The 15,912-nt window shown below is 72.1% G+C and carries 6 protein-coding genes; 2 read left to right on the top strand and 4 right to left on the bottom strand.

What is annotated here, in order from left to right:
* Nucleotides 1-49 precede the first annotated feature (49 nt).
* Nucleotides 50-7,300, top strand: a complete 7,251-nt coding sequence (locus ACVCAG_RS42110) for an RHS repeat-associated core domain-containing protein (protein ID WP_440088875.1) — start codon at nucleotides 50-52, stop codon at nucleotides 7,298-7,300.
* A gap of 104 nt (nucleotides 7,301-7,404) precedes the next feature.
* Here the strand turns inward: ACVCAG_RS42110 and ACVCAG_RS42105 are convergent, their stop codons facing one another.
* The 4 genes from ACVCAG_RS42105 to ACVCAG_RS42090 all read right to left on the bottom strand — a co-directional run bounded on the left by ACVCAG_RS42105 (nucleotide 7,405) and on the right by ACVCAG_RS42090 (nucleotide 13,003).
* The gene (locus ACVCAG_RS42105) at nucleotides 7,405-9,720 is read right to left on the bottom strand and encodes a rhamnogalacturonan lyase family protein (RefSeq protein ID WP_440088874.1); all 2,316 of its coding nucleotides are present in this window, start codon (nucleotides 9,718-9,720) and stop codon (nucleotides 7,405-7,407) included.
* A 436-nt stretch (nucleotides 9,721-10,156) separates the two neighbouring features.
* Complete coding sequence (gene argG / locus ACVCAG_RS42100; RefSeq protein WP_440088872.1) at nucleotides 10,157-11,605, bottom strand: argininosuccinate synthase; 1,449 nt, start codon at nucleotides 11,603-11,605, stop codon at nucleotides 10,157-10,159.
* Between the two features lie 177 nt (nucleotides 11,606-11,782).
* Nucleotides 11,783-12,403 (bottom strand): GNAT family N-acetyltransferase, encoded by a 621-nt coding sequence (locus ACVCAG_RS42095; protein ID WP_440088871.1) that lies wholly within the window; start codon nucleotides 12,401-12,403, stop codon nucleotides 11,783-11,785.
* Nucleotides 12,404-12,526: 123 nt separating this feature from the next.
* Complete coding sequence (locus ACVCAG_RS42090; protein WP_440088869.1) at nucleotides 12,527-13,003, bottom strand: TipAS antibiotic-recognition domain-containing protein; 477 nt, start codon at nucleotides 13,001-13,003, stop codon at nucleotides 12,527-12,529.
* A 335-nt stretch (nucleotides 13,004-13,338) separates the two neighbouring features.
* Here ACVCAG_RS42090 and ACVCAG_RS42085 point away from each other — a divergent pair, with 335 nt between their 5' ends.
* Nucleotides 13,339-15,684: an ATP-binding domain-containing protein gene (locus ACVCAG_RS42085; RefSeq protein ID WP_440088867.1), complete on the top strand. Its 2,346-nt coding sequence runs from the start codon at nucleotides 13,339-13,341 to the stop codon at nucleotides 15,682-15,684.
* The last annotated feature ends 228 nt before the right edge of the window (nucleotides 15,685-15,912 follow it).

Raw genomic sequence — 15,912 nt, 5'->3', positions numbered from 1 at the left:
GGTGCTGTCCTGACGGCAGGCCCTCCTCTTCTTGTCCAAGGAGTTCCACGTGTTACGAAGACGGGCCGGGGGTCCGGTCGCGGTGGTCGCCGCGGTGGCCGTACTGGCGGGCGGGCTGGTGACGAGCGCGCCCGCGCGCGCGGACGCGCGGCGGCCGGGAAACGCGGCCGCCCTGATGGCGGGGGCGAACAAGGCGCCGGAGGCGACGGCGCAGGCGGGGGGATCCGGGCAGACCGCCCCGGACGGTGACTTCACGTACTCGTACCCGATCGAGGTCCCGCCGGGACGGCGGGGGCAGAGCCCGGCGGTGGCGTTGCGGTACGCGTCGTCGGCGCCGGTGCACGGCGGGGTGGCCGCGGGGTGGAGCCTGCCGGTGCGGGCGGTCACGGTGGACCCGGAGGCCGGGACGTTCCGCCCGGAGCGGCCGGACGGCGGCGGCACGGCCGATCCGCGCAACTTCGCCGGACCGGACGGCAGCCCGATGGTGCCGGACCAGAGCCTGCCGGTCTCGCCCGGCGGGGTGGGGTACAGGGCGCTCAACGACACCGGCTACACCCGGTTCGAATATCTCGGCGAGGTCGCCTCCGAGCCGTACTGGTGGAAGGCGTTCCGCGGCGACGGCACGGTGCAGCGGTTCGGGGTGAAGAGCCAGCACCCGTACGGGTACGCGCCGCTGGTCAGCGAGACCGACCACACCGGCCATCAGCTCAGGTACAACTACACCGTGGTGGGGCGCACCACGGCCGCGCCCGCGGCCGGGCACCCGCGGGAGTTCCTGCTGTCGAGCATCGACTACTGGTCGCCCGGCTCGTCCCAGGCCGGCGGCGACCAGCCGTACGCCCGGGTGGTGTTCGACCACCTGGACCCGGTCTTCTGCGGCAATCCGGACACCTCGGACCTGCTGCCGGTCGGCAGCAGGCTCGACTACCGGTACGGGACGGGACTGCTGTCCGGCACCCGCAAGCTGGACCGGATCATCACGCAGCGCAAGAACCTGAACGGCACCGGGTTCTTCCACGTGCGCCAGTACCAGCTCGGCTACTCGGGCACCGACGACTGCGCGGCGGGGACGGCCGCGCCGTTCCGCGAGCTGGCGAGCGTCCAGCAGACCGCGTACTCGCCGAACATCGGCTCGGGGACGGGCGGCACGACGGTGCTGCCCGCCACCCGGTTCACGTACGGCAAGGCGGCCGCGTACACCAGGGAGGAGCACTACCAGCCCGCGGTGACGGTGGCGAACCTGAGGATGCCGGAGTCGGTCGACACCAACACGGTCGACCAGTTCGGCGACACGGCCGGGCTGTTCGCGCCCACGTCGGGCTTCCGGTCCTGCGACGCGAGGTTCTGCGCGGTGCCGGGCGACGGCACGGCGAACCTGCCGAGTTCCTACCACCTGTCCTGGCAGGCGTCGGCGGCGCAGGCGTCCGGGGAGAGCGTCACCCGGATGTGGCTGGACATCAACGGTGACGGCCGGGTGGACCTGCTGAGGCGTTCGGGCGAGTCCGGCGACATGAACCTGTCGCGGGCAAGCACGGACGGCCCGTTCACCGGCGGCTGCCACGTCGAGGTGTACGTGAACCGGGGCGACGCGGGCTTCGCCAGGAACGACGCCCTCTTCGCGTCGTTCAGCCTGGCCAAGGCCATGGCGGACGTGCCGGTGAGCGCGGGCGCGGGCGACAGCGGGGTGGGCGAGCTGCTGTGCTCGCTGAACCGCTCGTTCAGCTCCACCTCGGCGGGCTGGCAGGGCGACGCGTCCAAACCGTGTCACACGGTGGCGAACTGGGGGGCGCGCGCCGGCTGGGGCTCCATGCAGCAGGTGCGGCACGGCTTCTACGACGTGGACGGCGACCGCCGCCCCGATCTGGTCTCCCAGCCGATCGCCTCGGTGCACTGCCCGTACGCGAGCACGCACGGCGTGCCCGCGCCGCTCTGGGACGACCCGGAGCGGGACGGCGTGCCCGCGGACCCGCACTGGCGGACCGAGTTCAAATTCCGCATCCCGAACTCGTCGATCGACCCCGTCCAGGTGACGGCGCGCCAGGCGTACTGGTACGTGTACCGCAACACCGGCACCGGCTTCGAGGCGACCCCGGCGAAGGTCCCGGCGGGCCGGACCACCGACACCCGGCTGAACGAGCGGATCGTCACGGTGCCCGAACCGGGGTTCGTGGGCGCCTTCCACGCGCCGTACGCCTCCCTCGAAGGCCCGAAGCAGGTCCTCGGCACGCTGACCGACATCACCGGCGACGGCTACGGCGACTTCGCGGTGGACAGCGGCTACGTGCTGCCCGGCACGAAGGGCGGTGGTTTCGGCGACCCGATCAAGTTGCCGGACGGGGCGCAGAACGCCGACTTCGCGCCGGGCAGGGACCGGGCCGAGGGCTCCGGCTGCCCCGGCTGCCTGGAGACCTACACCGGCTACATGCGGGGCGGCGTCGAGCCGGACGTCAACGCCGACGGGCTGCCCGACCGGATCGAGGTGCGAGACGGCGGCACCCGGGTGACCTACAACACCGGGTTCGGCTTCGGCACCGCGGCCGGCGGCGGCCAGGCGATGTTCAGCGAGGGCGCGGCCGACACCAGGCGGCTGGAGTCGTTCCGGCTGGTGGAGGACTCCCACGACTGGCAGGGTTACCCGACCGCGAGCACCCGGTACGTGAGGACCCGGCTGGTGGACCTGGACTACGACGGCGTGCCGGACGCGCTGTTCCACAACGCCGGCACCGCGGCCAAGCTGTACCTGGGCGGCGGCGCCGCCTGGGTGAGGGCCACCGGCGTGGACGCCGCCCTCGCCGACCGGCTCGGCGGCCGGGTCACCGGCGGGGCCATGCGGAACCAGTTCGTGGACCGCGCCGACTACCTGCACACCTACGCGCACAAGGCGGCCGACGTGAACGCCGACGGCCTGCTGGACCTGGTCGAGGACGGCGACGGCGACGGCTCGGTGACGGTACGGTACGCCAAGGCGATCCTGGACACCGGCGAGAACCACAACGCCCCGGCGCGGCTGCTGCGCACGGTGAGCAACGGCTACGGTGCCACGTCCCTGGTGTCGTACGGCTACGACCCGGTCGCCGGCAAGTGGACGGCCACGCGGGTCACCGTGCGTCCCGGGCAGGGCGAGCCGGAGATGACCACCCGGCACCACTTCCGGCTGCCCGCCTTCACGCCCGGCCCGTACGGGCAGTCCCGGTTCCGCGGGTTCGCCGAGGTGCGGACGCTGCGGGCCGGCGACCCGGGTGACGCCGGCGACGACCTGACCACGGTCCGGCTGTACGCCTTCGACCAGGACCACCGCGGGCTGCCCCGGCGCACCGCGACGGTCCGCGGCGACACGGCGTTCACCGCGGCCCCGGCGTTCGACCCGGCCGGCCAGACGGGCGTGATGCGGGTGGTGGACGAGACCTACCACGTGCGGGAACTCTGGCTGCGCGCGCCCGGCATGGTGGCGGGCTTCTCGCCGCGGGTGGTGCTGCCGAGGGCGACGACCACCCGTACCTGCACCGGGGCCCTCGGGCAGACCGCGGACGCGTGCGTCGCGTCGGCGCCGTCGCTGGTCGTCGAGACCGGCTGGGCGGGGAACAGCGTCGGCGGGACGTTCGTCGCGGACCTGCCGAGCAAGGTCGAGACCCGCTTCGTCGACGGGCAGGGCAGGCAGGAGATCCGGCGCGCCTCGCCGTCCCACAAGGTGGCCTGGACGAGCGCGGTGTACCGGGTGGCGCCGGACACCACCGTCGAGGAGCGCGTGCTCGACGGTGTGACCACCCCGCTCGGGGTGACCCGCACCTCCTACCACGACGGCGACTTCCACTACCCGAAGAACGTCACGGTGGACGACGCCATGGCGGGCGTGCCCGACCGGACCACCCGGTACCAGTACCACGGCGGCGACGGCGCCCACCGCGGCCTGCCGTACCGGACGTGGCAGCCGGCGCAGGTCGCCAGGTACGGCAACACCAACGACGCGGCCGGGTTCACCGAGTACGCCTACGACGCCCACGGCGTGCACGTGGTCCGTACGACCAACCCGGCCGGCCACGTGACGACGTCCGTCGTGGACCTCGGCACCGGGGTCGCGCTCGACGTGGCGGGCCCGGACTACGTCTGCCCGGACGGGCCGGACGCCGGCGGCGAGCCGGACCCGGCGACCGCGTGCGCGTTCGGCGACGCCGAGTTCCGGGAGCGCACCGTCGTCAGGATCGACGGGTTCGGCCGGCCGCTGCAGACCCTGCGGCACGCCGCCGGCGCGGGCGGGGCGACCGGCGTCGAGGTGGCCCGCGCCACCTACGACGACGCGCCCGCCGGTGGCGCGCCGGTGTCGCGCGTGACGCGGGAACTGGTCGGGGACGGCCTGTTCAGCAGCACGACGACGGAGCTCGACGGCCTGGGCCGCACCCTCCGCAGCGTCGTGCGGCAGCGGACCCAGCAGGACTTCACGACGAGCTACGACTACGACGCCGCGGGCCGGGCGTACCAGGTGTTCGTGCCGCGCGGCGACGGCGAGTCCGGCTCGGTGGGCGTGCGCACGACCTACGACGCGCTGGACCGGCCGGTCAGGGTCCAGGAGACCGGGTCGGGGTCGCAGGTCTTCGAACTGCACACCTACGACGGGCTCGCGCACACCGTGTCGCAGCAGACCGCCGACGGCTCGCCGCCGTCCCAGACGATCACCCGGCGGGACGCGGCCGGGCAGGTCTCCACGATCGACGAGCGGCGTGGCACCCGCGACTCCGACGGCGAGAACCTCCCGCTCTGGGCCACCACCTTCCACGCCTACGACGGCGCGGGCCGCACGGCCTCGGTGTCGGACTCCGACGGCGTGACCACCACGCTGGTGCACGACCACTCCGGCAACCGCCGGTCGATCACCAGCGCGGGCCGCACCTGGTCGTACGGCTACGACGCCAACGGCAACATGACGTCGATCACCGAGCCGCTGCCGGCCGGCGCGCAGGCCGCGGCCTACACCCACACCACCGAGTACGACGACCTGAACCGGGTCGTCAAGGAGATCCCGGCGGTGCGCGACCTGACCGCCGCGGAGCGGGAGGAGTTCAAGCTCGGCCCGAAGGAGTACGGCTACGACCGGGCGCACTCCTCGCTCCCCGCCGTCCAGGCCGCGAACCAGGTCGGCCGGTTGTCGTACACCGGCTCGCCGTCGGTCACCGTGGTCAACCGCTACACCCCGTACGGCCACCTGGCCGGCGCCCGGCAGATCGTGCCGGCGCTGTCCGGACTGGTCACGGCGGACGACCTGGCGGTCGACCACCAGCGGGACGCGGCCGGCAACGAGGAGCGCGGCACGTACTCCGCGGTGCTGGCGCACGGAACGGTCACCTACGAGGGGCCGTCGGTGCACACCGGCTACGACCACGACGGCGTGCCCTCCGAGGCGCGGTTCACCGTCGGCGGCAGGAGCATGACGATCCAGTCCTTCCGCAACCGGCTCGGCCTGGTCACCGTCAGGTCCACCAACCAGGACGCCACCGCCGGGTTCGCCCGCCCGGTCGTGTTCCACGGCCACGACAGATTCGGCCGCGCCACCTCGCTGCAGGTCATGGGCAAGGCCGGCGGCACCCAGCGGTACCGGCAGACGCTGGGCTACCACGACAACGGCGAGGTCGAGGAGATCGCCGAGCAGCTCGGCGGCACCGGCGAGCCGGTCCGCACCACCACCTACAGCTACGATCACCGCCACCAGCTCACCGGCGCCGCGCAGTCCGGCGGCACCGGCTACCGGGGCACCTTCCGGTACACCCCGGGCGGCCGGATGGCGGCGGCCGACGTCTCCGCGACCGGTGCGGCCCGGCCGGTGGCCCGTGACGTCACCCACGTCTACCAGGACCCGCGGGCGGGCGGCGACCCGCAGCGGCTGGTCGCGCTGCGCAGGGCCGACGGGACCGACCTGGCCGTTTACGCCTACGACGAGGCGGGCAACACGCTCACCCGCGCGCTGCCCGACGGCACCGTGGTCGGCCAGCGCTGGGACGGCTACCGGCTGCGCAGGGTGACCCGGCCGGACGGGGAGAAGGAGACCTTCTTCTACGACGGCAACACCCGGATCGCCGCGGTCCGGCACGACGCCGACGGCACCCTCGCCGAGGTCCGCCGCTGGTTCGGCGACCTGGAGGCCCGCTACCGGCCCGGCGCGGCCGCCGAGTACCGCCACCTCGTGCGGATCGGCGGCGACGCCGTGGCCCGCGTCGACGGCGACCACGCCACCGGCACCGTCGAGCACCACGTCGGCTCGGTGCAGGGCCACCAGGTCCTCACCCTCGGCGCGGCGCCCGACGCCACCGGCCAGGCCCCGGTGCTGCGGACCGCCTCCTACGGTGCCTTCGGCGAGCTGCTCACCGAGACGCTCGCCGCGGGCACCCCGGCGGGGAAGTACTCCCGGGAGTTCAACGGAAAGGACCGCGACGCCACCGCGGGGCTGCACTACTACGGATACCGCTACTACGACCCGCTGGCCCTGCAGTGGACCTCCACCGACCCGAAGTACCGCTTCACACCGGACACCGCGGACCCGCGGCGGGCGAACCTCTACACCTACACCCGCAACAACCCGGTCGGCCTGGTCGACCCGGACGGCCTGGAGGACCGGCCGGTGAACGGTTCCACCTTCGCCAGACAGACCCACTACAACGGCGGTGGCGTCGGCACCCTCATGCACGTCGAGGTCAACGCCACCAACGCCGAGATCTCCGCGGGCCGCCGGACCTGGGGCACCTCCGCGCAACTGGACGTCGGCCACCTGGAGACCTCCGTCGCCGACGGGAACTCCGCCGAGGCCATGCTGGTGACCGTGTACGGACCCGCCATCCCGGACGCGGAGAGCGGCGGCACCTGGCAGGTCAAGGCCGAGGTCGGCATCTTCGGCACCGGGGGGTTGCTGACCGGCGCCGACGTCACCACCTACACCAGCGCGGACGGCCTCACCTACGAGGCCCCCGGGATGGTGGCGGCCAACGCGATGGACCACGACGACGACGGCGCGAAGGACGCGGCGAGAGGCCTGATCGCCTACGGGGTGATGTTGCGGGCCAGGGCGGAGGACGCCAGGCGCAAGGCCTGGGACGGGCCCCTGGACCAGATGGGCGCGTACGGCATGTGCACCCCGGAGCACGCCGAGTGCGCCGGCCCGTCCCATCCGGAGACCGGGAAGCGGGTGACCACCACTCCGGACGAGCTCATGTCGCGCAAGGACTTCGGCCGCCTGATCGACGCCGCGAACCGGGACGGCGGCTCGGGGAAGGGGGAGGCCACCGACATCCTCTCCGGGTGGAAGGACCCGAAGTGATCCTTGACGACCGGTGAGGGCGGTGGGGGAGGGCCCTCGGCATTTCCGTGGCCCTCGCGCACGGTCCCCGGCACCGGGGGGTGCCGGGGACCGTGCGCGAGGGATCAGGGCAGGTAGATCTTCGGCTGGGGCGGGGTGGCCATGCCGTCGCCGATGAAGAAGCTCGGGTGGGGCGGCTGGTTGTAGGCGGTGTTCTGCCAGGCCAGGGCCACCCGGTACTGCGGGTCGTGCAGCAGCGTGTGGATCTTCGTGGTGGTCGCGGTCGGCGTGGAGTAGATCCGCAGGGCCCGGTTGTCGGTGGTGGGCCAGATGACCTCCTCGCGCCAGTCGCCGAGGATGTCGCCCGACAGGGACGGGGTGGCCTTGGTGCCGTTGTTGGAGTGCACCCCGGAGGCGGTCAGCAGCCGGGTCTCCCCGCCGGTGCCGTACTTGTCGATCCGGGTCTGGTCCAGCAGCTCGCGCACCGGGTCGCCGTCCCACCAGGCCAGGAAGTTGGCCGAGGAGGGGTTGCGGCCGACCGAGGCCCCGGAGGAGTTGTACAGGTTGCCCATGTTGGTCCCCGCGCCCCAGAACTCCGCTCCCGGGCTGCCGGCGTAGATGTCGGCGGCCACGCCGCGGCCGGGTCCCTCCGCGCCGCCGTTGTTCGGCCGCTGCCAGACGACCTGCCCGGTGCGGGCGTCGTGCACGTCGGCCGCGGGCTGGTTGCCCGCCTCGTGGATGGTGAACACCTCCAGGCCAGACCGGCCCGGGATCAGGTCGCCGACGTGCAGCGCGTCGCCGTGCCCGAAGCCGGTGCGGTACATGCCGGCGCCGTTGTCGTCGATCGTGGCCGCGCCGTAGACGATCTCCTGCCTGCCGTCGGCGTCCACGTCGGCGATGGACAGCTGGTGGTTGCCCTGGCCGGCGTAGCCGCTGTTGCCCGAGGAGTTGGAGTCGAACGTCCAGCGGCGGGTCAGCGAGCCGTTGCGGAAGTCCCAGGCGACGATGACCGCCCGCGTGTAGTAGCCGCGTGCCATGATCAGGCTCGGCCGCTGGCCGTCCAGGTAGGCGGTGCCCGCCAGGAACCGGTCCACCCGGTTGCCGTAGTTGTCACCCCAGGAGGAGACGGTGCCGCGCGGCGGCTCGTAGCCGACGGTCGACATCGCGGCGCCGGTCTGGCCGTTGAACATCGTCAGGTACTCCGGCCCGGCCAGGATGTAGCCGGAGGAGTTGACGTGGTTGGCGCTCGCGTTGCCGATGGTGGTGCCGCGGCCGTCGACCGTGCCGTCGGCGGTCTTCATCGCCACCTCGGCCCGGCCGTCGCCGTCGTAGTCGTACACCTGGAACTGGGTGTAGTGGGCGCCGGCGCGGATGTTGCGGCCCAGGTTGATCCGCCACAGCCGGGTGCCGTCGAGCCTGATCCCGTCGACGTAGACCGGGCTGGTGACCCCGGACTGGGAGTTGTCCTTGGCGTCGTTGGGCTCCCACTTGAGCACCAGGTCCAGCCTGCCGTCCCCGTCCAGGTCGCCCGTGCTCGCGTCGCTGGCGGTGTGGTTGCCGCTGGGCGGGCTGATCGGCACGTCCAGGTAGCCGTTGCCGAAGCGCAACGCGGTCCCCGAGTCGGCCTGCTCGCTGCCGCCGGCCACGGCGCGCACCGTGTACGAGGCGTCGGCCGCGGCGCCGGAGTCCAGGTAGTTGGTGGAGTTCGTGACACCGGCGACCAGGGTGCCGCCCCGGTAGACGTTGAACGTGGTGTCGCGGGACTCGGTGCCCAGCAGGCGCCAGGACACCAGGTTGCCGCTGCCGGAGCGCACGCTGATCAGGCCGCGGTCCAGGTCCTCCATCTGCTTGGCGTCGCCGGGGACCGGGTCGGTGCCGCCGAGCTTCACGAGCTGCCACTGCTGGTTGGCGCCGTTGAGGTCGGTGTACTGCGACACGCGGGCGCCGTCGGCGGTGGACCGCTCCCACACCTCCAGGGCCTTGCCGCTGGTGCGGTTGATCAGCTTGATGTGGCCGCCGTCGGTGTCGACGACGCGGAACTGCTGGTTGCCGCCGTTGAGGTCGGTGTACTGGACGACCTGGGCGCCGTCGGCGGTGGAGTGGTTGTAGATGTCGAGGACCTTGCCGCTGTGACGTGAGCGCAGCCGGTAGTAACCGCCGCCGGAGTCGACGAACTGCCACTGCTGCCAGGCGCCGTCGTTGCGGGACCACTGGGCGATGGGGGCGCCGTCGCCGGTGGCGAGATCGAGGACGTCGACGGCCTTGCCGCTGTGCCGGTTCACCAGGACGTACCAGGCGTTGGTGTCGATCGTCGCGGCGGCGGCCGGTCCGGCGGCCACGAGCGACTGGCACACCGCGAGCAGGACCAGGACGGCTGCCGCGAGAACGGCTCCGGCATGGCGGCGGACGCCTCGCGGGGGAGGGCTTGCGAGTCTGTTCACAGGGGGGTGCCTCTCGTTGCGGACGATGCTCCACGAACGCGCGACGGCTGCTGTTAGCGTTAACATTTCCGCTGGATGTCGGGCTCTTCACAGGCATGAAGGCAAATGTGTGCCAAGTGTCGGCAGCGGTCTCGGGGCGGTCAAGCGCGGGCGGGATCCCCGGCGGGCCCGGCGCGCGGGGCCGGCGTCCCGCGCGGCTTTCCCGGTCTGCTCCCACCGGAGGCCGGCCGCGCGCGACCTGCGTCTTCCCGGCGTCCCGGCGCCGCCCGCGGCGCCGGCCCCGCGGCCCGTCCGCGGACCTCGGGGTTCTGAAAGTTTCAGCGCCGCGACCGTGGCCGGCGCGCCGGGTGGTCTTCCTCCGGTCCTCTCCTGGTCCTCCCCGCCGTCGCGGTGGTGCCGGCGCGGTCAGGCACCACCGCGAGAGAGATCTCCACGGTCAGTCGGTGCCGAACTCCATCGCGGCGCGGTCGAGCATCTCGTCGTCGCCGGAGACCTCGCCGCGGGAGGCGATGGCCTCGGCGCCGCCCCGCGGCATCGCGCCGATCAGCCCGGTCGAGGCCGCCTGGGCGGCGCCGATGAGCGCGGGGTGGGTGGTGCCGACCATGCCGAGGCCGGCGTACTGCTCGAGCTTGGCGCGCGAGTCGGCGATGTCGAGGTTGCGCATGGTGAGCTGGCCGATCCGGTCCACCGGGCCGAACGCCGAGTCCTCGGTGCGCTCCATCGACAGCTTGTCCGGGTGGTAGCTGAAGGCAGGGCCCGAGGTGTCCAGGATCGAGTAGTCCTCACCGCGCCGCAGCCGCAGCGTCACCTCGCCGGTGATCGCCGTGCCCACCCAGCGCTGCAGCGACTCGCGCAGCATCAGCGCCTGCGGGTCGAGCCAGCGGCCCTCGTACATCAGCCGGCCGAGGCGCCGTCCCTCGTTGTGGTAGCTCGCCAGGGTGTCCTCGTTGTGGATCGCGTTGACCAGCCGCTCGTACGCCGCGTGCAGCAACGCCATCCCGGGCGCCTCGTAGATGCCGCGGCTCTTGGCCTCGATCACCCGGTTCTCGATCTGGTCCGACATGCCCATGCCGTGCCGTCCGCCGATCGTGTTCGCCTCCATCACCAGGTCGACCGGGGTGGCGAACTCCTTGCCGTTGATCGTCACCGGGCGGCCCTGCTCGAAGCCGATGGTCACGATCTCGGCGGCGATCTCGACCTCGGGATCCCAGAACCGCACGCCCATGATCGGGTCCACGGTCTCGATGCCGGTGTCGAGGTGCTCCAGGGTCTTGGCCTCGTGGGTGGCGCCCCAGATGTTGGCGTCGGTCGAGTAGGCCTTCTCGGTGCTGTCGCGGTAGGGCAGGCCGTGGGCGAGCAGCCACTCCGACATCTCCTTGCGGCCGCCGAGCTCGGACACGAAGTCCGCGTCCAGCCAGGGCTTGTAGATGCGCAGGTGGGGATTGGCGAGCAGGCCGTACCGGTAGAACCGTTCGATGTCGTTGCCCTTGAACGTCGAGCCGTCGCCCCAGATCTGCACGTCGTCCTCGATCATCGTCCGGACCAGCAGGGTCCCCGTGACGGCACGGCCGAGCGGCGTGGTGTTGAAGTAGGGGCGCCCTGCCGAGCGGATGTGGAACGCGCCGCAGGTGAGCGCGGCCAGGCCCTCCTCGACCAGCGCCGCGCGGCAGTCGACCAGTCGCGCGATCTCGGCACCGTACGTCAGCGCGCGGCCGGGCACCGAGGCGATGTCGGGCTCGTCGTACTGGCCGATGTCGGCGGTGTAGGTGCACGGAACGGCACCCTTGTCGCGCATCCACGCGACGGCGACCGAGGTGTCGAGGCCGCCTGAGAAGGCGATGCCGACCCGCTCGCCGATGGGCAGGGAGGTGAGAACCTTGGACATGAAACAAGATTATGCATTACGGCGCATGGTCATGCAAAGCGGGGGTGGCTCATGCCGCGACCGGTCCCGTTGGCGGTCGTCGTCGCCGGGCTCACGGGCGTGTCGGGATCACACGGAGTGGCGCCTGTTCGACGGAAAGTGGCCGGGTGGTGCCGGGGCGGCGGGGGCCGCGGCGGTTCAGTGGGCCGGCCGGGTGTGGTGCGGAGGCGTCGGCCGGGTGTCGGTCATCCGCGCGGTGATGGCCCATCGTTCGTGGTCCCGCCAGGCGCCGTCGATGAACAGGAGTTCGGGCGAGTAGCCCTCCTTCCTGAAGCCGTGTCGTTCGAGGAGCTTGAGGGATGCCTTGTTGCCGGGCTGGACCTGGGCTTCCAGGCGGTGGAGCCGCAGGTCTTCGAAGGCGTGTCTCAGCACCAGTTCGAGACCTTCGGACATGTAGCCCTGGCCGGCGGTGGGGGCGAAGGCCGCGTAGGCGAGGGCTCCGCACTGGAAGCGTCCGCGGATGATGTTGTTGATGTTGATCACGCCGGCGATGGCCCCGGTGTCGCGCAGGCGGACCAGCAGGCATTCCTCGTCGGGCCGGGCATAGCGGGTGAGGAGAGCCTGGAACTCCTCGGCCGTGCCGGGCAGGGACATCCACGGATGGTGCAGGCCGGCGCTGGCGCGGACCAGGCCGAGGAACTCCTCCCGGTCGTCGCCGGTGATCGGACTCAAGGTCACGCGGAAGGAGTCTCCCGGCCGTCCGGGAGACTCCTCGATCGCCGCCCGTTCGGTTCCTTCGGCTTCGTCGTTCTGAATCACGCGGGGAACGCTATCGCGGCTCCCGGCCTGGCCAGCCCACACCCCCGGTCCCCGGGAAGGTCGCCGCGCGGCCTCGGGCGGGGGAGGCGAACCGCCGGACGCCCCACACCCCGAACGGGCCGGTCACCCGGCCTCGGGCGGCGCGCCGACCGCGCGCGAGGCGTTGGCCACGATCGCCTCCCGCAGCCACTCCGCCGCGCCCGGCCGGGTGTTCGTCTCGATGCCCGCCCGGAAACGCGGGTCCTCCACGTACAGGTGGCTCTTTCGCACGTGGAACTCGTGCGTCATGTCGTAGAACCAGCGGGCGATGTGCCGCCGCTGCGCCTCGGCCACGTCCATCGCCGCCTCGCTCGACGGGGCCGCGCCGGCGTCCATCAGCTCGCGGATCCGCGCCTCGATCGCCGCGTTGTCGCGGTTGATCCGCTCCCACTGGTCCTTTCCGTAGGCCGCGACGCGCTTCGCGGACTGCGCGTACGCGCCGGAGTCCCCCCATCGCCGCTCCACCTCGGCGAGGTACTCGTCCTCCCGGTCGGCGAACTCGCCCCAGACCTCGCGCTTCTCCTCGTCGCTGAGCGGGGACCTGATCTTCCTGTCACTCATGACGCCGACCGTACGGACTGACGTCGCGTGAGGGTCAAACCGGTGGCACACCGGCGACCCCGGGTCGTCGCACGGGCGAGGTCCGGGTGTGTCGGCCGAGCCCCTGACCACGGGGGACACTGCGAACGGCTGCGCCGCCCCATCATCCCGCCGGTCATCGCCCGACAGGGTGGGCGGCGCGCCCGGTGGGGTGGTTCGCGGCCCGAGGCCGGTGGCTGTACGGCGGGCGGCGTCAGATCGATGCGTCGGCGTACGGGACGGTCTATACTCGTTTTCTTAGCGCTCTCACATGAAAAAGAAAACACGTCCCCAACTAAGAGGAGCGTACCAAGGAAATGTCGAGCCGTCAAGTGTCAAGCCCCCAGATCGAGGCCGAGCAGTCCTACGTCACCATGCTGTACTGCCACCTCGACGAGGCGCGTGAGCGGGCCGAGACCTCTCTGAAGGAGGCGCACCGGAGTCCCGGGGCCGGCACCGCCCGGGGCATGGTCGAGCGGGAGGTGTTCTCCGGCGAGTACGCCAGGCGCCTCGCCAGGCTCAACGGGGTGGAGCACGGCCTGTGCTTCGGCAGGATCGACGACTCCGGCGGTGAGACCCTCTACGTCGGCAGGATCGGGTTGCGCGACGGCGACGGCGAGCCGGTCCTGATCGACTGGCGGGCGCCCGCCGCCCGCCCGTTCTACACCGCCACGCCCGGCAACCCGGGTTCACTGGTACGGCGCCGCCACCTGCACACTCGCGACCGGACCGTGATCGGCGTCGACGACGAGGTGTTCGACCTCGATCGGATGAGCGACGCCGACCGCCGGTCGCTGGTCGGGGAGGCGGCGCTCCTGGCGACGCTGCGCCGGGCGAGGACCGGCAGGATGAGCGAGGTGGTGGCCACCATCCAGACCGAGCAGGACCGCGTGATCCGCTCGGGCCTGCACGGGATCCTCGTGGTCCAGGGCGGTCCCGGCACCGGTAAGACGGTTGCCGCGCTGCACCGGGCCGCCTACCTGCTCTATACGCACAGGGACGTCCTGGAGCGCAGGGGTGTCCTGATCATCGGGCCCAACGACCTGTTCTCCCGCTACATCGAGCAGGTGCTGCCCTCCCTCGGCGAGAGCGACATGGTGATGACCACGCTCGGACGGCTCTATCCGGGCATCGTGGCGACGGCGGAGGACGGCCCGTCCCAGGCTCTGATCAAGGGTGACCTGCGGATGGCCGAGGTGATGGCGAGAGCCGTACGGGATCGGCAGCGAGTTCCCGAAGGGGACCTCGAGGTCAGGATCCCCGCTCGGACCTCGGTGCGCGGCGGCGAGGAGGTCGTGGTCGACTGGACGACGCTCCGCGTGGACCACGGCACCTGTGTCGTCGCCCGCGACCGCGCCCGTGCGCTGCGCAGCCCGCACAACGAGGCCCGGCACGTGTTCGTCCTCGACATGCTGCGGGCGCTGGCCACCGCTGAGGCCGAGCAGTACGAGTGGCTGACGGATGAGGAGGAGCTGGGGGTGGTACTGCCCGACGACGGCGACTCGTGGCTGGAGCTGCCGCCGGACGAGGAGGAGATGCGGGTCGAGGAGGAGGAGACGCTGCGGGAGGCGTGCCGGGTGCTGTGGGAGCAGCCGGCGGTACGGCGGGCGGTGGACGAGCTGTGGCCGGTCCTCACCCCGGAGCGACTGGTCGGCGAGTTGCTGGCCGACTGGGAGGCGATGCTCTCGGCGGGTCTGGACGCCGGTGAGGCCGGGGAGCTGCTGCGTCCGTCGGACGCGCCGTGGACCGTGGGCGACGTGCCGCTGCTCGACGAGGCCGCCGAGCTGCTCGGCTCCGACCTGACCGGCGATCCGGAACGGGACCGGGCCGGCGCCGCCGAGCGGCGCGACGAGCGGGCCTACGCCCAGGACGTGCTGACCTACAACGACGACTTCGAGATCCTGGACGAGGCCGGGGCGCGGCTCGGTGACCTGCTGGACGTCGGCACCCTGGCCGAACGCCACCACGACCGCGGCCCGGCGCTGACCACCGCCCAGCGCGCGGCCGCCGACCGGACGTGGGTCTACGGTCACGTGATCCTCGACGAGGCCCAGGAGCTGTCGGCGATGGCCTGGCGTTCGGTCATGCGGCGCATCCCGACCCGCTCGCTGACCGTCGTCGGCGACATCGCCCAGACGGGATCGGCGGCGGGCGCCCGCACCTGGGAAGAGGTGCTGGCACCCTATGCCGAGGGCCGCTGGCGCGAGGAGCGACTGATGATCAATTATCGGACCCCGGCCGAGATCATGGACGTGGCCGCCGACGTCCTGAGCGTCGTGGCTCCTGACCAGATCCCCCCGCGGTCGGTCCGTACCGGCGGGACTCCGCCTCGCGCCGTCCGCCGGACGTCACTCGGGTTCGCGGACGTCGTGGAGTCCGAGCTCGCCGCGATCGGCGAAGGGCGGTTGGCCGTCATCGTTCCTGACGCGCGTCGTACCGGGTTCGCCGAGGTCGATCTCGAGACGCCGGTGGTGGTACTCACCGTGACCCAGTCCAAGGGGCTGGAGTTCGACGCCGTCGTGGTCGTGGCCCCTGACGAGATCCTCGCCCAGTCGCCCAAGGGGGGTCACGATCTCTACGTGGCGATCACCCGAGCCACCAGGCGCCTTGCCGTGGTGCACGAAGCGGAACTACCCGACATGCTCGCCAGACTCGCCCGGTGACGGTGACGAAGCCGCCTCGGAGAAGAGGAGAAGGCCCGGCCGGCGACCTGTCGTGCGGGCACTCTCCAAGCGCGGCTCCCGGGCCGGCCCGGTCCCGGAACCCGGCCCGGTCCCAGACCTAGTGTGATGCGCCACAAATATAGAGGGTAAATATTTCTTTGATGGCTGGCTGGGTGGGTTGATCTTGGCGAGGTAGTCGGCGAGGGACTTGAGGATCTCGTCGGCGGT

It is taken from the genome of Streptosporangium sp. G12, from assembly GCF_052983175.1.
This window is presented reverse-complemented; position numbering and strand designations above follow the sequence as displayed.